Below are 22,666 nucleotides of genomic sequence, written 5' to 3' on the forward strand. Positions count from 1 at the left end.
TCAAGCTGCCTGCCTGTGCGTTGCACGCAGATAGGGAAGTTTGGGTTACTATTAGCCCCTACTAATTGTTTTTTTGCAAAAAATGAGGAATGCCCCCATCACGAGGGGCGAGAGACGAGGGAAACAACCTCCGGCCTTCAGTCTGAGGTTGGGATGTAGGGAGTGTCCGATGAACCAACCACAATCTTGGGGCTGTGGACAGAAAGAATCCAATGACCTAACCCCAGCCTTTAGGCTGGGGACAGAAGGAACCCAAAACAAAAGGGCTTTAGCCCTGAATGAATGGAATATGTCATTCGTCAAAATATGGATACATGCAGTTTGGAGAACAAAGAATCGTGAACTAATTCTTTGCAAAAATCATGGCTAAAGCCAATGTTTAACCATGCGAATCTCCGCCATAAATGGCGGAGTTAAAGGGATAATTAGGGGACACTTCCCATATTACTTGCTTGATCTTGTTGGAAAAATAAGGGAAGTGTCCCTATATTTCCCTGATTTTTTGTAACCGTTAATGGGTTCAGGACGAAACAACCCTGTCAGGGTTAACACTATTGTAACGTATCATTAAAATATGGCGGAAGTTATAAAAAATCAGGAATGCACCCCTTCGTAATGGAATACCAACCGTGTTGCTGGTAAAGTCTTTGGTATTTGTTCGTTTTCGCTGCCGTTATTTTGATGGATTCGCTTGTCGCTTAATCCACCCTACGCTTCTTATATACGAATTTGTTTAAGCACGCGGGTGAAATTTTTGGTGGATGGCTTTAAGATGTTGTTTGTTAACATGCGTGTATATTTGCGTAGTAGAGATGCTTACATGGCCTAACATTTCCTGGACAGCCCGTAAGTCTGCCCCGTTTTCCAGCAAATGTGTCGCAAATGAATGCCTTAACTTATGTGGAGAAATAGCTTCGGTAATTCCCGCTTTTAATGCACAATTTTTTACAATAAGCCAGATGTTTTCTCTCCGTAATGGCCGTCCCGTCCTCGATAAGAATAAATAATGACTGTTCTGGCTGTTTTTGATTTGCGGCCTTACGGTCGTCAAATATTCCTGTATGGCGATGGACGCTTTTTTCCCAAGAGGTACGATTCGTTCCTTGGAACCTTTGCCCTTGCATTTTATATATCCATATTCCAGGTTTATTCCGTTCAGCGATATTGTGGCTACTTCGGATACCCTTGCGCCGGTAGCATAGAGTAGTTCGAGAATGGCTTTATTCCGGATGCCTAGTTTTGTTTTGACGTCTGCGGCGGAAAGGAGGTCTTCGATTTTGTGTATCGGCAATACATAAGGTAATTTTTTCCATAGTTTTGGACTGTCGAGGGATACAAGGGGATTTTTTTGCAGTTTTCCTTCAAGGATAAGGAATTTATAAAACATGCGGATGGAAACAATTGCACGGTTAATAGAATTTACCGATTGTCCCCGTTGTTTTTCAGAAATAATGAAGCTTGTTATGATATTCGGACGGATAGTGTTGAAATCATGAATATTTTTGCTTAATAAGAATTTTATAAAAAGCTGCAGGTCGCTTTGGTAGCCATGAATGGTGTTCATGGCTGAACCACATTCAACAAGAAGATAGTTTATAAAGGAATCAATAAGTTCATCCACGGCACTAAAAATCCTTCTGAAAAATACTACAGTATTTACAAACGGCCTGATTTCAGGATGCCTACTGCCAACCCCATTCCCAGGATACCCGCAAATACAAACCCCAATATACCCAGTGCCGGAAAACCATACACCAACGGTCCTTTATCGGCCATGATAATGAGGGAAGAGCCTATAATAAGGGCGGAAATAACGAGACTGAATGAAACCCGGTTGCTTGATTTGTCCATTTCGGAGATAAATTTTGAAAGGCCCTGATGTTCAAATTCTATTTTTAAAGTTCCCTTTTTAATCTTCCTTAAGATTTCAAAGGCGTCTTTTGGAATATACTTTAAAATGTCGAACAATTCATTGGAATACATCTCTATATCTTTGAATATGCGCCTTGGATCATAGCGTTCATGCACAAGTTTTTCTACGAATGGTTTTGTATGAAGTATGGAATTGAATTCAGGGTCTAATTGTCTGGCAACTCCGTCTATGGTGGCAAATGTTTTAAAGAGAAGATGAAATTGGGGGGGATTTTTAGTTTGTGCCGTGTCATTAAATCGAGGGTCTGGTGTAACATTGCAGGGACTTCTATTTGTTTTAACGGGATATCGTAATATCGTTCTAAAAATTCGCTGATATCATTCTTTAGATCGCGGATAGGATTTTCTTCATCAATTGCCCCTAACAGCTCTAAAGCCTTGATAATGCCGGGTATATTTTTTTTAGATACTGCAATGAGCAGCGTAATGATAGCATCGCGCGTCTCTTCATCAAGCCTGCCCACAATCCCGAAATCGATAAAGGCGGAAACATTATTGGGAAGAACAAAAATATTGCCAGGATGGGGGTCTGCATGAAAGAAACCGTCTATGAATATTTGCTGAAGCACTGCATTTGCCCCGTTTACCGCTACGGTTTTTTTTTCTTCAGTAGTGTGCGGCTGAAGCAGATACTCATTCAGCCGTATCCCATGTATTTCTTCAGTAGTCATCACCATTGGCCTTGTGTAATCCCAATATACTTTCGGGATATGTACGGTTTTGTTGTCCTTAAAATTCTTCCGGAATTTATCCATATTGTGCGCTTCGTAGGTAAAATCTATTTCTTTTGTGATAACCTTCGAAAATTCATCGACAATGGTGATCGGGTTGAGAATCCTTATATCTTGCATATACCGGTCTGCGAGCTGGGCAAACGTGTTAAGGATATCCATATCTGTGGTAATTATTTTGTTGAGGTTTGGCCTTTGTACCTTTATTACCACATTTTCACCGGTGTGAAGCCGCGCTTTATGTGCCTGTCCCAAAGATGCAGCAGCGAACGGCACGGGATCAAATGAAGAAAATAACTCTTCGGGTAATTTCCCAAAAGAGTCCTTTATCTGTTTTTTGACGTCTTCATAAGGAAATGGCGGCACCCGGTCCTGCAATTTGCTCAGTTCTTCGCAAAGATCCAAGGGGATTAAATCAGGTCTGACACTTAAGATTTGTCCAAATTTTATAAAAGTAGGGCCAAGTTCTTCCAGCACCTTTCTAAGACGAACAGCGCGGGGTTCCTGTGTTTCCGCAAAATATCTGAAGAAACGGTTTTTGATAACGCCCTTGCCGAAGGCATAGTTTTCCAGATGGAGTCGTTGAATAACAAAGCCGAACCCGTGCTTGCCCAGAATCCTCATGATTTTGTTCAGGCGGTGAATGTCTCTGATTTTTTGGCGGATTTTTCTGATTGGCATGAAGTTATACTCAAAAGGTTTACAGTTTGTGATTTGTCAAATTGATACAAAGCAATTATTCCGTAATGGGTGGCACAGAAAAGCCTTGCTTGTCTGTGGTTTCGTAATATTTGCTCAATGCTTTGTAATTGCAAAAGCAGGGGCGAAGCATTTGCTACAAATTGTCATAGATGCGTTCATAGCCAAACTGGCAAATGCTTCGCCCCTGCCGTCGTTGCATATCCACATTTCAAAATGGATGCTTCATAGACAACGGAGTGAGAGTTCAACACTGAAAAACAGGGTTTGTCCTTGCCACCCTAGTCCACAGTCCTAAATCTGCCGACTGCTACTATAGAATAGAAAATTCCAAGTCCCTTACTTCTTTTCCTTGATGTCTAATTCTTTCAAAATAGCTTCAAGTTTTTTTTGCATTTCCTGGAGTTCGTGCCGTGTCGGTATGTCAAGCTTGTGGAGTATTTTTTCTACTAATTCTTCCGTCCGTGTTTCAATCTCTTCTTTGCTGGGAAGGATTTTCTTCAGTATTTCTTTTACTTGCGCGAGGGTTTCATCCTTTTGGATTTCGCCTTTTCGCACCATTTCTTCAATGAGTTCGTTTGCATTTTCTTTCGTTACAAGCATTGCGCCAAAACCAAGGTTTACTGCTTTTTTCATAATTTCTGACAGCATAGTAATCTCCCTTCCCTATAATTTATTCTAACAAAACCAGGCCATATATATTCACTTCGTCGGTTTTACTCGTGAGTGTTTCTATTTTAAGATTAAGGTTTCTTACAGTCTGATATACATCAATGCCGCATGCTTCCATTGATGGCCTGGCTTCCTCCGTGCGAATGCATGTTGAAGCAGCATCGCATTGTTCGCATAATTGGCATGGGCCTGCTCCTAGTCCAAAAGCTTTGTAAAATCCCAGGGAGAAAGCCTTTTCTTCAATTTTTGTTATCATATATCTCATTTGCCAGCTCAGGTGGCCATGCAAGAGCAATGCATTGCTGTATTCTTTCAGAATTTCTTTCATTTCATCATAAGCAGGGGAATGTGGGGGGCATGTTAGTTTTTTATTGTATTCGCTGCAGCCGTATTTACATTTTAATTGAACCCATCGTGCAATGCTTATCACATCGGGGTGTATAAAAAAGGCTTGTTCGCAGCCGAGGGACAAGGCTTCTTTTATTAAAACATTGTGCCGTTCGTCATTATGTTGCCGGTGGGCAATGGCGGTAAATGTTGTGTTACTATGCATAGGAACTCCTGAAAAATAGTTCTTGCGAAGCGTGATGGTTGTTGTTATATACAAACAACAAGACTGATTTTACTATAAACCGTCATTGTTTTGTAATTAAATATTTTTTCGCTTAGAATTACGTAACACTTTAGTTTTTTTGAAAAAGTAGAGGCGAAGCATTTGCCCATTTGGGTGTGAACGCATTTAAGATAATACGATTGTTGGAGTTTTTCAAAAAACTAAAGTGTTGCTAAAATACATGTCCATTCATTTTTGCCGGCCGGAATAATTGAAAAGTTATCGTCTACAAAAAAATGCAGGAAAAAAGTAAACGCCCTACAATAAAACAATTGCCTCTCAACGAACGCCCACGTGAAAGGCTAATCCAGGGCAGTGAAGAACATTTAACCGATGCGGAGCTTTTAGGCATCATAATCCGCGATGGAACGCAGGAATATAGCGCCATTGATTTAGCGAAGAAACTTCTTTCTGACTATGGTGATTTTCGAGCATTAAGTGCTATTTCAATAGGTGAACTATGCAAGGTGAAAGGCATAGGCCCTGCCCGTGCAGCGCAAATCAAGGCCTCGCTTGCCATTGCGAGACGATTTTCTACCATTCCGGTAAAAACGGCGCAACAATTTAAAAAGAGCAGCGATATTTTCCATCATTTTCACGAAAGGTTGAGGGAAAAGAAGCAGGAATATTTTCTTATTACATTACTAGACAATAAAAACCGGATCATAAAAGAATTGACTATTTCCATAGGGAGTTTAACACTCAGCATTGTGCATCCGCGGGAGGTATTTAGCCCTGCTATTAAAGAATCTGCCGCATCGGTAGTTTTTGTGCATAACCACCCTTCCGGTGACCCTGAACCAAGCAAGGAAGATATACAAATAACACAGAGGCTTCAGGAAGTGGGCAATATTGTAGGTATAAAAGTCCTGGATCATATTATTGTAGGGAATGGATGTTATGTAAGTTTGAGGGATAAAGGGGTTGTGTCATAAGACTTCTTTTGTCGGCAATCTATAATCGGCGGTTAACGAGAGACGAGAGACTAATGACAAATGACTAATTATAGATGAGAAAGAAGAGGGAATGATAGATATTGTTTTTTATATAAGCTTATTTATAAATTTTTGTCTGATCTGCGAATACATGCGATCGTCCTTAATTATCCAGGAATTGCAAAAAGAGCTAGAAAAAGAAAAGGAACTTGGAAAAATGCTTGAAAGAGAACTTGAAAAGGCGAGAGCAAGAAAAAGCGAGCGGGAAAAAGAAAAAAAGGATGAAGATAGCATATTGAAAATAAATATGAGGCCTGTATTTAGAGATTAAGTAACAATTTTCGTTTGCCCGAAATACATGTAGAATTACAACCCACTTAAAAGTTATTTCCTTGCACTTTTTGTCAAAATATTTAATTGTAAAATATGATAATTGGGTAACATTTTAGTTTTTGAAAAACTAAACTAATTCGACAATTGTGAAAAATGAATAATTACAGAAAAACAAAAATAGTATGTACCATTGGGCCGGCGAGTAATTCTCCGGCTATGATTGAACAGTTAATATGTGCCGGGATGAATGTGGCACGTCTTAATTTTTCGCATGGCGAACTATCCCAACACAAAGAGTGTATTTCCCATATTCGCGCCATTTCGGAAAAATTAATGCAACCCGTTGCCGTGCTCCAGGATTTGTCAGGGCCAAAGATAAGAATCGGGATGCTTTCCGGCGATGCGGTTACCTTGAAGACAAACGATACATTTACCCTTACCACCAGGAATATAGTGGGGAATGAGCGTGTTATATCAATCAATTATTCAGATTTACCCATGAATGTATCTATAGGCGATACCCTTCTGTTAAGTGACGGAGAAATAGAAGTAGAAGTCATACAAAAGGATGATAGAAATATTCATTGCAAGGTAATTGTGGGAGGGGTACTGACCTCTCGAAAGGGAATTAATATTCCTGCACGAAGTTTGCCGGTATCCTCATTAACGGAAAAGGATAAAAAGGATCTGGAATTTGGAATAGAGCAAGGGGTTGATTACGTAGCGATGTCTTTTGTAAAAACCGCTGAGGATATAACGGAATTGCGGGACCTTATACAGAAGAAAGGCAAAACTATCCCAATTATCGCGAAAATTGAAAAGCACGAGGCAGTAGATAATATAGAAAAAATTGTGAATACTGCGGATGCAATTATGGTTGCACGGGGAGATCTTGGGGTTGAAATACCACTGGAGAGAGTTCCTTCCGTTCAGAAAATGATTATCCGGCTTGCAAACAGATACGGCAAACCAGTGATTACCGCAACGCAAATGCTGGCTTCAATGGTAAATAACTATCGCCCCACACGGGCAGAGGTGACCGATGTCGCAAATGCGATTCTTGACGGAAGCGATGCGGTAATGCTCTCAGAAGAGTCGGCAATAGGGCGCTATCCTGCCGATGCGGTGCTAATGCTAACGAAGATTGCGAAACAAATTGAGCCTGATTTAACGCAAAGCAATACATTCGAAAAATTTCGCATACCGGAAAACCGTACCACTATTCCTGACGCCATAAGCATAGCAACGTGTCAGGTCGCAAATGAATTAAACATGAATACGATTATCACCTGTACCCAATCGGGAAGTACGGCTCGTTTTATTTCAAAGTATCGCCCGCGGCAGAAGATCCTTGCTGTAACTCCTTCGGTATGCACCTACAGAAGGCTTGCATTGGTGTGGGGTGTTATACCGATTCTTACCGAATCAATGGAAAATACCGATGATATGATGAAAAAGGGCATAGAGGCGGCAAAACAAGCAGGATACATTGGCGAAAATGAAACCATTGCGATTACCGGAGGTGTACCGGTAGGGATACCTGGTTCAACGAATTTGTTGAGGGTGTATTAAGATGAAGAAATCATTGACCCGTGAAGAAATGAGAGAACTTGACCGGAAAGCTATTGAGGAATATCAGATTCCCGGGATGCTCCTGATGGAAAATGCAGGCAGAACTGTGGCAGAGGAGGTGGTGAGAGAAACCGGTGACCTGCAGAGAGAAAAAATTGCTATTGTATGCGGCAAGGGCAACAACGGAGGGGATGGTTTTGTTGCAGCAAGACACCTTTCTAATAAAGGCATTCCGGTTGAAGTATTTATTTTTGCAAAAACAACGGATATTCCAAAGAAAAGCGACGCCGGTATAAACCTGCGAATACTTCTGAATATGAAGATACCGGTAAAAGAATATATTGATCTTCAGGCGGTAAATGATGCCATTGATAATCTGAAACGCTTTACAATGCTCATTGATGCGCTCTTTGGCACAGGATTGTCCGGAGAGGTGCGTGAACCGTTTACAACATTGATTCGTGGGATAAATACACTGAAGAAAAAAATCATAGCTGTGGATATACCATCCGGCTTAGATTGTGATACCGGCAATGTATTGGGAGCTGCAATAAAGGCAGGAAAAACGGTAACTTTTGCCGCGTGCAAAAAGGGATTTTATCTGGGAGAAGGGCCAAATCATACGGGAGAGGTTGTCGTTACCGATATAAGCATTCCCGGGGAATTGCTTAGGCAAATGTGTTAATCATGAATTAATAAAAAGGAAACCACAGATTTCACAGACTTCGTCGAGAGCTCAGTCGAACGATTACACAGATTAAAAAAATCCCAAATCCCAAAATTCAAATCGTAAATCGTAAATCTCCAACGTATCTGTTTAAACCGGCAGAGTAGTAATCATATTTTTTTAAAGGATTTATCATGGTGAAGTCAGCATACACGGAAGAACATATAAAATCGCTGGACTGGAAGGAACATATCCGTCTTCGTCCCGGGATGTATATTGGTAAACTTGGCGATGGGTCGTCTATGGATGACGGCATCTATGTGCTGGTGAAGGAAGTGGTTGATAACTCTATTGATGAATATGTGATGGGTTTCGGAAAGACAATAGAGATTAAAATCAGTGAACATGAGGTGACGGTGCGCGATTATGGGCGCGGCATCCCGCTGGGGAAAGTATTCGACTGTGTCGCCAAAATTAACACCGGTGGTAAATACGATTCTGAGGCATTTCAGAAATCAGTAGGGTTGAATGGCATTGGTACGAAAGCGGTGAATGCATTATCAGGTTATTTCATGGTGCAATCTATACGTGACGGCAATGCGAAATCCGTTGAGTTTTCCCGTGGCAATATGACGAAAGATTTCCCGGTTGAAAAGACCAGCCATCGAAACGGGACATTAATACAATTTATTCCTGATGAGAAGATATTTAAAAATTACCGTTTTATTCCCGATTTTCTTGAGAATCAAATCTGGAATTATGCCTACCTCAATGCCGGATTGACCATTGACTTTAACGGAAGGAAAATTCATTCCGAAAATGGTCTTTTTGATTTACTTACCCGGAAAACTGACCCGGAGACCCTGCGGTATCCGATTATCCATTCCCGCGACAGGGATATTGAATTTGCTTTTACCCATGCCGACCAGTATGGCGAAGAGTACTATTCCTTTGTAAACGGACAGCACACAACCCAGGGGGGTACTCACCTGGCCGCTTTCCGTGAAGCAATAGTCAGGACGGTACGCGAGTTTTATAAAAAGGATTTCGACGCCGCTGACATCAGGGCTTCCATTGTTGGCGCTATTAGTGTGCGCATACAGGAGCCGGTGTTTGAATCGCAGACGAAAACAAAACTAGGCTCGATTAATATCAGCCCGGACGGCATTTCCATTCGTGCATTTGTTAACGATTATGTGAAAAAAGAACTGGACGATTATCTGCATAAGCATAATGATGTTGCAGAAAAGCTTTTGAAGCGTATCCTGCAGTCTGAGCGGGAACGCAAAGAAATCGCCGGCATAAAGAAACTGGCAAATCAGAGGGCAAAGAAGGCCAATCTCCATAACAAAAAATTGCGGGATTGCCGTATACACTACAATAGCGAAAAGAATGAACAACGTTACGAAAGTTCTATCTTTATTACAGAAGGGGATTCTGCGAGCGGTTCAATTACGAAAGCGCGCAATGTGGAGACTCAGGCCATCTTCAGTTTGCGGGGCAAACCGCTTAATTGCTTTGGATTAACCAAAAAAGTGGTCTACGAAAACGAAGAATTTAATCTGCTCCAGCACGCTTTGAATATTGAAGACGGTATTGAAAATCTGCGCTACAATAACGTGATTATTGCCACCGATGCAGATGTTGACGGGATGCACATCCGCCTGCTATTGATGACGTTCTTTTTACAGTTTTTCTCCGATTTAGTGAAGAACGGGCACGTGTATATACTTGAAACACCGCTGTTTCGTGTTCGCAATAAGAATGAGACAATGTATTGTTATAACGAGGAAGAGAAACTCGCAGCGATGAATAAGATGGGTAAAAATCCTGAAATAACGCGTTTTAAAGGCTTGGGAGAGATATCGCCAAATGAATTTGGACAATTTATTGGCGAAAATATTCGTCTGCAGCCTTTAGTGCTTGGACAAAAAGATTCAATTGTTCAGACGCTGAGCTACTATATGGGGAAAAATACCCCTGACCGGCAAACATTTATTATCGAGAACCTGTCCGTTGAGAAGAATGTAGCTTAAGAGTATGGTTAATAATAAAATGTTTAAAAGTTCTTCTGAAGCAAATGGCGTCATCCATGAGGCGCTTCATGTTTCGGAAATGTACAGCAACTGGTTTCTTGAATACGCATCGTATGTAATCCTGGAAAGGGCAGTTCCTGCGTTGCTTGACGGATTAAAGCCCGTTCAGCGCCGTATTTTACATTCGATGAAACAGATGGACGACGGACGCTTTAATAAAGCAGCCAATATTATTGGCCATACCATGCAGTACCATCCACATGGAGACGCCGCTATTGGTGAAGCGCTGGTTAATTTGGGACAAAAAGACCTTCTGATTGAGACGCAGGGGAACTGGGGCGATATTTCGACGGGTGACTCCGCAGCCGCTCCTCGTTATATCGAAGCGCGTCTTTCAAAATTCGCCCTTGAAGTGGCTTTTAACAATCAAACCACCGAATGGCAGCTTTCATATGATGGCAGAAAGAAAGAGCCTGTGCTTTTGCCCATGAAATTTCCGTTGCTGCTGGCACAAGGCGCTGAAGGTATTGCCGTAGGTCTTGCTACAAGGATTATGCCCCACAATTTTATTGAATTGCTTGAAGCATCAATAGACACACTGCGCGGGAAAGAAGTAAATCTCCTGCCGGACTTTCCCACGGGAGGTATGGCGGACTTCAGCAATTATAACGAAGGGTTGCGCGGCGGCAGAATCAACGTTCGGGCAAAAATAGAGATATTGGAGAAGAAAACCCTGGTTATCCGCAGTATTCCTTACACGACTACCACGGCTAACGTTATGGATTCCATCGTAAAAGCAAATGAAAACGGCAAGATAAAAATCAAAAGAGTGGTGGACAATACCGCAAAGGATGTGGAGATAGTTGTTGAACTCCCGCCAAATGTCTCTCCCGATGTCACTATTGACGCACTGTACGCCTTTACTGATTGTGAAATATCCATATCGCCCAACGCATGCGTCATTATAGATGAAAAACCAAGGTTTCTCGGTGTGAATGAAATCCTGAAAATATCTGCAAAACACACCGTAGGTCTTTTGAAACGCGAGCTGGAGATTAAACTTGGCGAACTGCGGGAAGCATGGCATTTTTCTTCACTGGAGAAAATATTTATTGAGAAGCGCATTTACAGGGATATCGAAGAATGTGAAACATGGGAAGGGGTGATTGCCGCCATTGATAAAGGTTTGATGCCTTATAAAAAACATTTTCAACGTGAAATAAATGAGGAAGATATCGTCAGTCTCACCGAAATAAAAATTAAACGCATTTCCCGCTTCGATTCCTTTAAGGCCAACGAGGCTATTAAGGCACTGGAAGTCGAAATCAAACAGGTTGAATATGATTTAAAGCATCTTACCGAGTACGCTATTGCCTGGTTTGAAAATCTGATTAAAAAATACGGAAAGGGTCGGGAAAGAAAAACACAAATCCGCAACTTTGAAACTATTCATGTTGCACAGGTTGCCCAGGCCAATCAAAAACTGTATATTAACAGGATGGATGGTTTTATAGGCTATGGCCTCAGGAAAGAAGAGTACATTGGCGATTGTTCTGATATTGACGACATCATTGTTTTCCTGTCGGACTGTACCTTTATGGTTACACGGGTATCGGAAAAAGCATTTGTCGGAAAAGATATTATACATGCCCAGGTATGGAAAAAAAACGACGCACGCATGATATACCACATGATATATCAGGATGGAAAAGACGGTCCCGTTTATGTGAAACGTTTTGCAGTCACTTCCATTACGTACGATAAATCCTACAACCTGTCGCAGGGGAAAAAAGGCTCAAAGGTACTTTATTTCAGCGCAAACCCAAACAGCGAATCAGAGGAAGTAACGGTGGCACTCAGCACGAAAAGCGCTGCCCGCAAACTGACATTTGACTATGACTTTGCCGGTCTTGCCGTGAAGGGACGTGCTTCTATCGGGAACAGGCTTACAAAATATCCGGTTCGCAAGATACTTCATAAAAAAGCCGGAACTTCTACCCTCGGCGGGATTGATATCTGGTATGACGAGACGGTTGGAAGGCTTAATAGTGAAAACCGTGGGAAATATTTGGGCAAATTTGAAGGGGAAGACAGGATACTGGTGATATACAAGGATGGCGCATTGGAGTTGACGACCTTTGAACTGACAAATCATTATGATAATGAAAAAATTGACATACTTGAAAAATATAACCCTGAAACCATTATTACCGCGGTGTATTTTGACGGAGAATCAAAAAATTACTACATAAAACGCTTTAAAACAGAATCAGATGTTGTTGGCCGTGTCTTCTCATTCATTGGAGAAAGTGAAGGTAGTTTTCCGGCAGTTGTCACAACGGATGCAGACCCTAAAGCAGAGATACACAGCGTTTTCGGACGTAAAAAAGAAAAACGAAGTGAAGTTGCGTCTTTGAATAACCTTGTGGATGTCAAAGGATGGAAGGCAAGAGGCAATCGGTTGAGCAGTTATGAGGTAATCGACGTTAAGATGGTTGAGAACGGAAAACCAGAACCGGACCATGACGCAAAAGAAGACTACCATCAATTGAAGCTGTTTAATGATAGAGGGCCGCGGTAATTGTGAAATCCGAAACACAAAATCCGAAGCAAATTCTAATTACAAAGCATAAAATTCAAAACAAATCCAAAACTTCCTGTCTGCGTGCGACCACATACAGGCAGGCAACAATACGAAGTACAAAATTTGTAGTGCGACTAACCTCGTCTCACTACATTGTTGGAATTTTCCAAAATACTAAATTGTTACGCGCGTTTAGAATTTCAAATAATTTTGTCATTAGAAGTTGTTTCGGATTTCGCAGTTATTATTTCGTGCTTGTTTTGTTCCGGTTCAAAGTCTGTCGGCAACATAGCTGCCGGAATTTCTTTATTTGATTTTAATCCCAGATTTTTGAGTTTTAATGCTTGTCCAATTAAATTGCCGCTTCCACTATTGAGTTGTCCAATGGCTGCATTGTATGATTGTTGGGATTTATTAATATGTTTTCCAACATCTTCCAGAGTTGAAACGAATGTTACAAATTTTTCATAGAGTAAATCCCCTCTTCTTACTATTTCCATTGCGTTTTTACTTTGCATCTCTCTTTTCCATAAATCAGCCATTAACTTTAAGCAGGCAATTAAATTTGTTGGACTAATGAGTAGTATCCTTTTTTCATAAGCGTATGTCCAAAGGTCTTGATCCTTTTGAATGGATATTAAATATGCAGGCTCAATAGGAACAAACATCATTGTAAAGTCTAATGAACCCTCAAGGGCATCATATTTTTTTCCGTGCAGATCGTCTATGTGCCCATAGATTGATTTCAAATGCTCAGCCAAATGAATTGTTTGTTCGTCGGTTGTCTCTGCTGATGAAAACCTGTCGTAAGAGACTAATGATACTTTTGAATCGATAATTATTACTCTGTTGTCGGGAAGTTTCACCATGACATCGGGTCTTAAACTGTTTCCCCCTTCGTCTTTTATTGTCTGTTGTAAAAAGTATTCTCTGTCTTTTACCAATCCTGATTTTTGCAAGATACTTTCAAGAATCATTTCACCCCAGTTACCCTGCTTTTTCGCCTGACCTTTAAGTGCCGTCGCAAGATTATTAGCCTCACTGCTTACTTTATTTGTTTGTTCCACTAATTCCTTGACTTTCTCTTCAAGTGAAAATCGTTGCTTAGACTCCTTGTCATACGTTTCTTCAACTTTCTTTTTGAAGTTGTCGATATTTTCACCAAGCGGCTTTAAAAGAGCTTCAATGTTTGTTTTATTTGTTTCGGTAAATTTACCGGATTTTTCTTCCAGAATTTGATTTGCCATCTTTTCAAATTGCAAATGAGAGGTTTCCTGCATTTTAGTGATCTCTTCTTTTTGAGTCGATAGTTTTTCCGTTAGTGCAGAATTTTTGGCAGTCAGTGTGCTGTTCTCGGCGGTTATTTTCGTTATTTTGTCTGATAGTTGGACTAATGCGTCTGCTTGTTTTTGATTGAGTTCTTTCTGAGATTTCAAATTTTCTTTCAACGAATTATTAGTTGCATTTCCTTCGGCGATTTTCTGCTTTAATGAATTGATTTCATTTTGCAGAGATGTGTTTAAGGTCGTTTGCTCTGCCATCACCTTTGAAAGTTCAGCAATTCTCAATTCATTGTTTTTAACTGTTGTTTCCAATGAAGAGGATTTGGATTGAAGTCCTGTAAGCTCTATTGCTGCTGATTCATACTTTGTATTCAATTTTGAATATTCCAGTTGTTGCACTAAAAGCCTGTCCTCTGAAACCTTCCATTGTGTATTTGTTTCATGGAATTTCGCATTTAATGTTTCATAGGCTGTTTTAGAAACACTTTTTGCCTTGTTTAGCAAATAGAAAATGATGTAGGAAACTGAAAGCCCTGCTATTAGGCCGGTTAAAATTGATATTATATCCATTTTGTCTGTTTATTTCTGGTATTTCTTTAATACAATGACTGTCAACGTTTCGCGGGTATCGCTTCAGCCCTCACTACGGTTTAAGAAGATATGTCCCGAGCGAAAAATATGTGGTCAGCGAAATGATATCGGAAATTGCCAATACAAGTGGGCACGAGGCATGGGTTGGATTAATACCCATCTTCTTAAAGAGTATCGGTAAAATACATCCAAGGAAAGAAGCGGTAACGATGGTAAATAGGATTGTAAGAGACAGGACTATAGAGAATACCTGTTCATGTAGCCAGAAAAAAGACACCAGGTACATGATTCCGCCGCACAGAGCGCCTATTTTGAAACCGATGCGTATCTCGTAAAGAACAATCCCTTTCATTTTTATAGTTCTTCCAAATGAAGAAAGAGTAACCGCAACTGCCTGCGTGCCCATACTTTCTGCAAGACCTAAAATTACCGTTATAAAGAATGCGATAAAAATAAACTTGTTTAAGGTGACGCTGAACAGGTTTGCAATCAGCGCACAAGTAATTCCGCTCAGAATGTTAAAAAGTAAATAGGGGAATCGTAAAAAGGTGCTTTTGAAAACAGAAGGTTTTCGAAATTCTTCAAGTTTTATACCGATTATATTGAGCAGGTCATCCCGTGCCCGCGTCACATCCTCTTCAATTGCTATTGTGTCTTCTATTAAATTATTAACCCGTGTAACGCCAATAAGTTTTCCTTGTTCGTCAACAACAGGGAAGGCCAGGAATTTATACATTAAAAAATATTCAAGCGCTGTATCTAAAGAAGTTTCCATGAATAGTTTGATGGGGTTGCGTATCATAATATCAGAAATCTTTGCTTTTTTGGGAGAAGTGATAAGTTTTCTTAAAGGTATTATGCCCGTCAATTTTCCTTCACTATCAGTGGCATAGCAATAAAAAATATTACCAGCGAGCTTACTGTCACGGATAAATTCAAAAGCAGTTTCAATTGTACTATCTTCCGAAACAGCAAGCATTTCAGTAGAATATTTAATTTTGGCACTATAGTCAGGGTCTGAATTTCTTAATTTTTTATTGCGAAACAACATGATTGCACTATTCTTTTCTATATTAAGAATGACTCCCGTGAGTAGGAGGTAAATTTGCTAAAAGATAGTTAGGGTTGAGATTTATGATAGCGGTATAATAAAAAAACTAAATGGATAATGTCAACATCTACTTGGTTAAGTAGAGACGCATGGCCGTGCGTCTCTACAATAATGGTTGAAACTATTTAACGAATCATACTTTATAAATTTAACACAGAGGTATTTTCGGATGAAAAAGATACTTGTCACCGGAGCGGCAGGGTTTATTGGTTACTATGTTTCAAAAAAATTATTAGCATCAGGATTCAATGTTACGGGTATCGATAACATAAATGATTATTATGATACAACATTGAAACATGATAGGGTTAAACAACTTATAAATAACAAACAATTTTCTTTTCATACGTTGGACATAATTGATAAAGACGCCCTCTTATTAATTTTTAAAAAAGAAAAGTTTGATGGTGTTATCAATCTTGCCGCACAACCCGGGGTAAGATATTCTCTCATTAATCCACACGCATATATTGATAGCAATATAGTCGGATTCATCAATATACTGGAGGGTTGCAGGCAGAATAACGTACAACATCTTGTTTACGCATCTTCCAGCTCTGTTTACGGAAAGAACACAAAAATTCCCTTTTCCGAACATCACAACGTGGACCACCCCGCTTCTTTATATGCGGCAACCAAAAAAGCCAATGAACTTATGGCGCATACCTATTCCGGCATATACAACATCCCCTGCACGGGACTGCGTTTTTTCACAGTGTACGGTCCTTGGGGAAGGCCGGATATGGCTTACTTTCTCTTCACGAAGGCAATTATCGAAGGAAAACCGATCAATATATTTAATCATGGAAAAATGAAACGTGATTTTACCTATATTGATGATATTGTTGAAGGAGTAGTAAAGGTTATGATGAGGATACCTTGTAAAAATCCTGATTGGGACGGAGAGAATCCCGACCCCGCCACCAGTAATGCTCCTTACAGGGTGTACAATATAGGTAATAATAAACCGGTGGAACTCCTTAGGTTTGTTGCGATATTAGAGGAGTACTTGGGGAAAAAAGCAGTGAAAAAAATGCTCCCCATGCAGCCGGGAGATGTTCCCGTTACGTACGCAAATGTTGATGAACTGATAAAAGACGTTGGTTTTAAACCCGCGACACCAATTGAAACAGGTTTGAAAAAATTTACCGACTGGTATAAATGGTATTTCAATGTGAGATAAAGTTATTCCTAAACTGGCATAGCCAGAACCAAAGAAGCAGGAAATAAAAAATACGAAATTCGAAGTACGAAATCCGAAACAAATTCCAAAATCCTCCCCCTTATCCCCTCCAAAGGGTGAGAGTGTCCCCCGCTGGCGGGGGTGCAGGGGGTGGATTCCTTCTCGTTACCAAGCCGGAACCTGGGAACTAGAGTTTTTAAGCAAGCACGAAATGCGAGATACTAAAGATGCGCTTGTTACCAAAAATTTAATGCGCAGAAAATAAGCGCTTTAGCAATTCAATTTTTTTGTGATAAATTCATAATTTATTAAGTACCATTTTAGCAATAACTTAAACCCTGTGAACGGTGACTATTGTTTATACGATAATGGTTTTCCATCTGCCTCTTTTATAGAGAATGAAGATAGCAATGGCGCGGCATATCCAGTCGATTGCCGCTCCCAGCCATACGCCTCCCAATCCCCATCCAAGTTTGATTCCAAACAGGTAGGCAAAGGGAAGGTGCAGGCACAGTGTACCGGCAATGGTTATGAGCATCGGGCTTAATGTGTCTCCCGCCCCGCGTAGCCCACCGGAAAAAACCATATAGATTGCCAGCGCTGGCTGCTCAATGGCGGCAATCATGATGCACACGACTGCCAAAGAGAGTACATCTGGAGTGGGGTTAAACATTTTTGCCATTTGTGACGGGAAAACAATGAAAATAATGGCAAAGAAACACATAAAACAAACGGAAAAGAGGCAACTGCGTTTCATGCTTTTCAGAGCGAGAGGCACGTTATTCGTACCGAGGCTCTGTCCAACCAATGTGGCGGTGGATACCGCGATGGCGAATCCAGGCATAAACGACATTGATTCGATGCGTATGGCTATCTGATGCGCGGCCAGCGGAACGGTGCCGAGTATGGCGACAATTTTCGTGAAGAACAAAAACCCTATTTGTGTGAGAAGGGCGTCAATGGTGGCGGGAAATGAAATATGAATAATCCTCCTGATAGAGGCAACGTGTAGTTTTTTTATAGTGTTGTATTGAAGGTGCACGATGCATTTTCCACTGAAAAGCCTTGACAACAGCAAACCCGCTCCGGTCGCAAATGAAATTGCGGTTGCCCATCCCACACCTGCCACACCAAGCATGGGAAATGGCCCTATTCCGAAAATAAGCAACCAGTTGAATAAGATATTAAAACAGTTAACGATGAAAGTCACTTTCATTGGCGTTTTGGTGTCCCCCGCGCCCCGAAGGATGTCGCTGCTTACAAAAATAATGAGGCGAAAAACTAAAAAACCGGAGACAATTTGAAAATACCTCTCTCCAATATCCGCTACTTTTGGCTCCGCACTCATCAGGATAAAAATAGTCCTTGCGAAATATATCAGGAACGGCGAGATGAGTACTCCCATAAAGAGTGCAATGAGGAGCGCCTGTGACGCCACAAGTTGCGCATGGTCTTTTTCCTTTGCGCCAATGTGTCTTGCCACGATGCTTGAAGCGCCATAGCTCAAAGAGGTGGTGACCAGGGAGATGAAAAAGAATAAGGAGCCAGCCAGACCTGCAGCGGCAATGGCGTCTGTTCCGAGCCTGCCTACCATTATAGTGTCAGAAATAAAAACGCTCATATGGAGCAAGTTTTCAATAGCGACTGGTATGCAGAGTCTTAAGATATTCTTATTCAGGTTTTTTTCTGTTAGTTCAAGCAGTGGCATAGTGATTGATAAGTGTGCGTATAAGAATTTTCATAATATTTATACGGGCTGCAGGGTTGCAGTGGTCATAATGCTTGCATTTGCAAATAGATAACTAAGTTAATCCCCGTGTGTCATTGTGAGGCAGAACTGCTAAGCAGCCTAAATCCATTCATTTCTGGTTCAATTGTGTACAAGTGAAACGAAACGTTTTGTGTTGTTTACGGCTTTTGACCGTGAGCAGGATAGGCGAGACAACTGCATAAACATCTGTTTCAATTCTCCGTATCAATAGTGTTATAAATAACAAATTGCAAATTACAAATAACAATTTCCAAATAACAAATAATATCGGGATTCCAGTTGCTGAAATTCCAAGTTTTGTTATCCTTGTTTCACAAGTACTGTTTTCCATTAAAATGTGGAGTGAATATCGCAAAATAGGGTAAAATCTCCATTTTGGCAAGGTTTGTGGAGCTTGGGAACGAGATTGAATGCGTGACAATGCGCTGTAACCTGGCCGCAATTGCCCTGCGGTTTATTACCCGCCGGTAGTGCGCTGCGTTATGCGATACCGTTTTTTATCAGCCGAAAAATAAGAGGTAAGCGATAATGGCCTGGATATATCTGATTATTGCGGGTTTATTTGAGATAGGTTGGCCGCTGGGCTTAAAGCTTTCACAGACAACAGAGCACAAAGTTATGTGTGTTATATTTGCTGTTACGTCTATGGGTTTCAGCGGCGCATTCTTGTGGTTGGCGCAAAAGACAATACCGATGGGTACGGCATATGCTATTTGGACCGGAATTGGCGCTGTTGGCGCATTTATTATTGGCATAATTATGTTCAAAGACCCGGCAAATATTTTGAGGATAGTATCGGTACTGCTGATAGTGGCAGGAATAATTGCATTAAAACTGTCTTATTCGTAGTGATTTCCAGGTTGTTCCTTCCCACGTATCCCTCTTTTCGGAAATTGACTGCATAAACCTGGGGGCAGGCTACAAGGCCTAAAACCCGCGTGAGAACCATCATTTGTATGTAATGATGGGTAAATCGGAGTGCACCCACCAGATTAGAACGCATCCCTTCGCTGCTTTTGTTTAGGCGGTCTGTGGGACATTATTTCACTGATGGGTTTTGTTTGCGGGTGTGATTTTGTTTTCCCGAAGGGGAAAAGCCTTTTGAGCAAATCCGGTTTTTTCAACGCAAAAAGTTTCTTCCTTAACCAATCCTGATTTTCTTTCTTATACCAGAAAAAGAAACGATGCTGTTCCTTTTTTTCACGGATTGATCTGGGTACGTAATATTCTTTAAGCGTATAGGGATGGTAGCCGGAGTAGTACATGACGGTTGCAACGGTCATGGGTGTGGGAGTAAAATCCTGCACCTGTTCCAGATGGAATCCGAGTTCCCTGGTTTCTGCGGCAAGGGTTGCCATGTCGTCTTCCGTGCATCCCGGGTGGCTGGAGATGAGGTAGGGGACAAGCTGTTGATTGAGTCCGTGTTGTTTATCAATACGGTCAAATAGCTTTTTAAATTCCTTAAAATGTTCAAATGACGGTTTTCTCATCAATTTAAGGATTGTCGGGGAAGTATGTTCAGGGGCAACTTTTAACCTCCCGGAAACATGCCGGGTTAAAAGCTGTTCCAAATAGTCGTAAATGGATGTGTCGGCTTTTTTATTATAGCTTTTTGTCAATAAATCGTGCCGGATGCCGCTGCCTACAAATGCCTTTTTCACCTTTGGATGCGCATCGGCTTTGCGATAAATTTCGGTTATCGGAGAATGGTTTGTATTGAGATTGTCACAAACAGCGGGATAAATGCATGAAGGGCGGATGCATTTATCACATATTTCCTGTATTCTGCCTTTCATTTTATACATGTTGGCGGATGGGCCGCCAAGGTCTGAAATATAGCCTTTGAAATCCGGCATGTTGGTTACCTGTTCCACTTCTCTCATAATAGAAGACTGTGAACGGCTGGCAATGAACTTTCCCTGATGCGCAGAGATGGTGCAAAAACTGCATCCGCCGAAACATCCGCGATGCGTGTTGATCGAAAATTTAATCATTTCATACGCGGGAATAGCGCCAAGCGTTTTATATATCGGATGGGGGAGTCTTGTGTAAGGCAGTTCGAAAGAAGCGTCAATTTCTTCTTCGGTCATTGTTTGAAATGGCGGATTGATAATCAGCGTTTTTTCTCCAATAGTTTGGATAATGCGGTCGGCAAAAACCTTATTTGATTCCTGTTCTATTTGTTTAAAATTTGCGGCGAATGCCTTTTTATCTTCCAAACATTTCTGGTGGGAATGTATATAAATGTCGTTCCAATGCTTGTTTTTTGGCATGCCGTTGCCTTGATTCCGGAGATAAGCCGTTTGTTTCACCATAGTCAGTTGGTGGAGGGGTACCCCTTTTTTTAAAAGTTTAAGGATTTCTCTCACGGGCATTTCTCCCATTCCATACACCAGTAAATCGGCTCCGCTTGTTTCAAGAAGAGAAGGCATCAGTTTGTCCGACCAGTAATCATAGTGCGTCACCCTTCGTAAGGAAGCTTCAATACCGCCAATGATGACGGGGACATCGGGGTAGAGAGATTTCAATATTTTTGTATACGTGACGGCGGCATAGTTAGGGCGCAACCCTGTTTTTCCGCCAGGGCTGTAAGCATCCGTGGAACGGAGCCTTTTGTTGGCAGTGTAATGGTTCACCATAGAGTCCATACAACCAGAGGTTACCCCGAAAAAATATACCGGTGCGCCAAGTATTTTGAAATCATGCAGATCGTCACGCCAATTTGGTTGAGGAATAATTGCAACCCTGTATCCTTCTTTTTCGATAATCCTGCCTATCACCGCAGCTCCAAATGCCGGATGGTCAACGTATGCGTCGCCTGATATAAGAATGACGTCCAGTTGGCCCCATCCCCGCATTTCCACTTCTTTTTTGGTAACAGGAAGCCATTTTGTTATTTCGTTTTGTTTATTCATAACGGCAGGCATGAGAGAAGTTAAACAATCACGCTCATCGAGGAGCAATTCTTTCCGGTTGATATAACAATGCATATGGAAGTAAAAGTATAATACCTTTTTATAGAAAAATACAGAGCGTTCCCAAACCATGAGCCTAATCTACACAAGTTATATCTGGAGATACCACTTGACAATATTTGTTGATTTCTATAGCATTTGAAAGCATATCAGACTCTTATCAGTATCAGTAATTTCTTTGCACACTTCCATTCGTCAGTGCGTGCTTTTTGGCAAAATGTTTAATTACGCCTTCCGCAGTCAGCAATCTACAGTCGGCAGTCGGCAAATTGCAGATTGCAGATTAAGGACTGTTTTTGTGTTTGTTTGGTTCTGGCTATGTCGGCTTAAATATTGAAAAAATAGGGATGTGAATCCCTTTGGTTTCAAAAATGTACTATTTAGAAGGAGTTATAATGAGGAACGTTTTTTTTGTTGTATTTGCAACTTTTATGTTTTCACTTTTATGGTTGCAAAGTCCGGTAGTTAATAAAGTGGATGCTAAGACTTACGAAGAATTGGAGAAGGATGAATATAAGAAGTTATCTCCGGATGAGAAGCGCGCGAGGAAAAAAGCAAAAATTGAAAAGAAAAAGGCAGAAAATAAAGTAAAGGCTAAAGAAAAAAAGATTGAACAGGAAGTAAAAAAAGCAGAGGTAAGAAAGAGACGTGATGAACCTATAGAGGTTGTAGAAGAAAAAAGGGCAAAAATAAAAGAAGATGTTGAAATGAAGAGATCTGAAGTGAAGGAAGAAATAGAAACGAAAAAGAAGGATATTAAAGAGAAGATAGAAACAAAAAGAGCTGAGGTGAAGGAAAAAATAGAAGGGAAAATGGCGGAAGAGGACGAAGACGACGAAGAGGACGAAGAGGACGAAGATGTTGACGAGGATGAAGATGAGGATGAAGATGAATAGTAAATCGGATTATGAAATAGCAGAAAAATAAATTGTTTCTGAGTTTCTTTCAGGTGGATTATAAAGAGGGGTGACATTATCA

General features: G+C 40.9%; 18 protein-coding genes. 9 read left to right on the forward strand and 9 right to left on the reverse strand.

The window, feature by feature from the left end; all coding sequences use genetic code 11:
* Nucleotides 1–733 precede the first annotated feature (733 nt).
* The 5 genes from xerD to M5U24_RS01995 form a co-directional block, all read right to left on the reverse strand.
* The gene (xerD, locus tag M5U24_RS01975; protein WP_157820318.1) at nt 734–1,621 is read right to left on the reverse strand and encodes a site-specific tyrosine recombinase XerD; all 888 of its coding nucleotides are present in this window, start codon (nt 1,619–1,621) and stop codon (nt 734–736) included.
* Nucleotides 1,622–1,656: 35 nt separating this feature from the next.
* Nucleotides 1,657–2,028 (reverse strand): hypothetical protein, encoded by a 372-nt coding sequence (locus tag M5U24_RS01980; RefSeq protein WP_298201416.1) that lies wholly within the window; start codon nt 2,026–2,028, stop codon nt 1,657–1,659.
* Nucleotides 2,029–2,099: 71 nt separating this feature from the next.
* A complete protein-coding gene (locus M5U24_RS01985; RefSeq protein ID WP_298201419.1) occupies nt 2,100–3,344 on the reverse strand; it encodes an AarF/ABC1/UbiB kinase family protein in 1,245 nt (414 codons plus the stop codon).
* A gap of 357 nt (nt 3,345–3,701) precedes the next feature.
* Nucleotides 3,702–4,013 (reverse strand): phasin family protein, encoded by a 312-nt coding sequence (locus M5U24_RS01990; protein ID WP_099323846.1) that lies wholly within the window; start codon nt 4,011–4,013, stop codon nt 3,702–3,704.
* 22 nt (nt 4,014–4,035) lie between these two features.
* A complete protein-coding gene (locus M5U24_RS01995; RefSeq protein WP_099323845.1) occupies nt 4,036–4,587 on the reverse strand; it encodes a DUF2284 domain-containing protein in 552 nt (183 codons plus the stop codon).
* 296 nt (nt 4,588–4,883) lie between these two features.
* On the opposite strand from M5U24_RS01995, the gene radC reads away from it, so the two are divergent.
* The 6 genes from radC (at nt 4,884) to M5U24_RS02025 (ending at nt 12,771) form a co-directional block, all read left to right on the forward strand.
* Nucleotides 4,884–5,582 carry a DNA repair protein RadC gene (radC, locus tag M5U24_RS02000; RefSeq protein WP_099323844.1) on the forward strand — a complete coding sequence of 233 codons (699 nt, stop codon included), beginning with the start codon at nt 4,884–4,886 and terminating at the stop codon, nt 5,580–5,582.
* A 91-nt stretch (nt 5,583–5,673) separates the two neighbouring features.
* Entirely contained in the window at nt 5,674–5,913 is a 240-nt protein-coding gene (locus tag M5U24_RS02005; RefSeq protein WP_099323843.1) for a hypothetical protein, read from the forward strand.
* 155 nt (nt 5,914–6,068) lie between these two features.
* Nucleotides 6,069–7,487 carry a pyruvate kinase gene (pyk, locus tag M5U24_RS02010; protein WP_099323842.1) on the forward strand — a complete coding sequence of 473 codons (1,419 nt, stop codon included), beginning with the start codon at nt 6,069–6,071 and terminating at the stop codon, nt 7,485–7,487.
* A 1-nt stretch (nt 7,488) separates the two neighbouring features.
* Nucleotides 7,489–8,172 (forward strand): NAD(P)H-hydrate epimerase, encoded by a 684-nt coding sequence (locus tag M5U24_RS02015; protein WP_298201423.1) that lies wholly within the window; start codon nt 7,489–7,491, stop codon nt 8,170–8,172.
* Between the two features lie 176 nt (nt 8,173–8,348).
* Nucleotides 8,349–10,190 (forward strand): DNA topoisomerase IV subunit B, encoded by a 1,842-nt coding sequence (locus tag M5U24_RS02020; RefSeq protein ID WP_099323840.1) that lies wholly within the window; start codon nt 8,349–8,351, stop codon nt 10,188–10,190.
* Nucleotides 10,191–10,194: 4 nt separating this feature from the next.
* Nucleotides 10,195–12,771 carry a DNA gyrase/topoisomerase IV subunit A gene (locus M5U24_RS02025; protein ID WP_099323839.1) on the forward strand — a complete coding sequence of 859 codons (2,577 nt, stop codon included), beginning with the start codon at nt 10,195–10,197 and terminating at the stop codon, nt 12,769–12,771.
* Nucleotides 12,772–12,974: 203 nt separating this feature from the next.
* On the opposite strand, the gene rmuC is transcribed toward M5U24_RS02025, so the two are convergent.
* On the reverse strand, nt 12,975–14,627 hold the full coding sequence (gene rmuC / locus M5U24_RS02030) for a DNA recombination protein RmuC (RefSeq protein ID WP_099323838.1): 1,653 nt from the start codon (nt 14,625–14,627) through the stop codon (nt 12,975–12,977).
* A gap of 73 nt (nt 14,628–14,700) precedes the next feature.
* A complete protein-coding gene (locus tag M5U24_RS02035) occupies nt 14,701–15,699 on the reverse strand; it encodes a magnesium transporter (protein WP_099323837.1) in 999 nt (332 codons plus the stop codon).
* A 229-nt stretch (nt 15,700–15,928) separates the two neighbouring features.
* On the opposite strand from M5U24_RS02035, the gene M5U24_RS02040 reads away from it, so the two are divergent.
* Nucleotides 15,929–16,942: an NAD-dependent epimerase gene (locus M5U24_RS02040; RefSeq protein WP_099323836.1), complete on the forward strand. Its 1,014-nt coding sequence runs from the start codon at nt 15,929–15,931 to the stop codon at nt 16,940–16,942.
* Between the two features lie 358 nt (nt 16,943–17,300).
* On the opposite strand, the gene M5U24_RS02045 is transcribed toward M5U24_RS02040, so the two are convergent.
* On the reverse strand, nt 17,301–18,650 hold the full coding sequence (locus M5U24_RS02045; protein ID WP_099323835.1) for an MATE family efflux transporter: 1,350 nt from the start codon (nt 18,648–18,650) through the stop codon (nt 17,301–17,303).
* Between the two features lie 591 nt (nt 18,651–19,241).
* Between M5U24_RS02045 and M5U24_RS02050 the strand changes: the two genes are divergently transcribed.
* Nucleotides 19,242–19,562, forward strand: coding sequence for a multidrug efflux SMR transporter (locus M5U24_RS02050; protein ID WP_099323834.1), 321 nt, complete (start codon nt 19,242–19,244; stop codon nt 19,560–19,562).
* Between the two features lie 143 nt (nt 19,563–19,705).
* Here the strand turns inward: M5U24_RS02050 and M5U24_RS02055 are convergent, their stop codons facing one another.
* Nucleotides 19,706–21,628 (reverse strand): YgiQ family radical SAM protein, encoded by a 1,923-nt coding sequence (locus M5U24_RS02055; protein WP_099326944.1) that lies wholly within the window; start codon nt 21,626–21,628, stop codon nt 19,706–19,708.
* 455 nt (nt 21,629–22,083) lie between these two features.
* On the opposite strand from M5U24_RS02055, the gene M5U24_RS02060 reads away from it, so the two are divergent.
* Nucleotides 22,084–22,584, forward strand: a complete 501-nt coding sequence (locus tag M5U24_RS02060; RefSeq protein WP_205713309.1) for a hypothetical protein — start codon at nt 22,084–22,086, stop codon at nt 22,582–22,584.
* The last annotated feature ends 82 nt before the right edge of the window (nt 22,585–22,666 follow it).

The organism is Candidatus Kuenenia sp. (genome assembly GCF_027493735.1).
Lineage (GTDB): Bacteria > Planctomycetota > Brocadiia > Brocadiales > Brocadiaceae > Kuenenia > Kuenenia stuttgartiensis_A.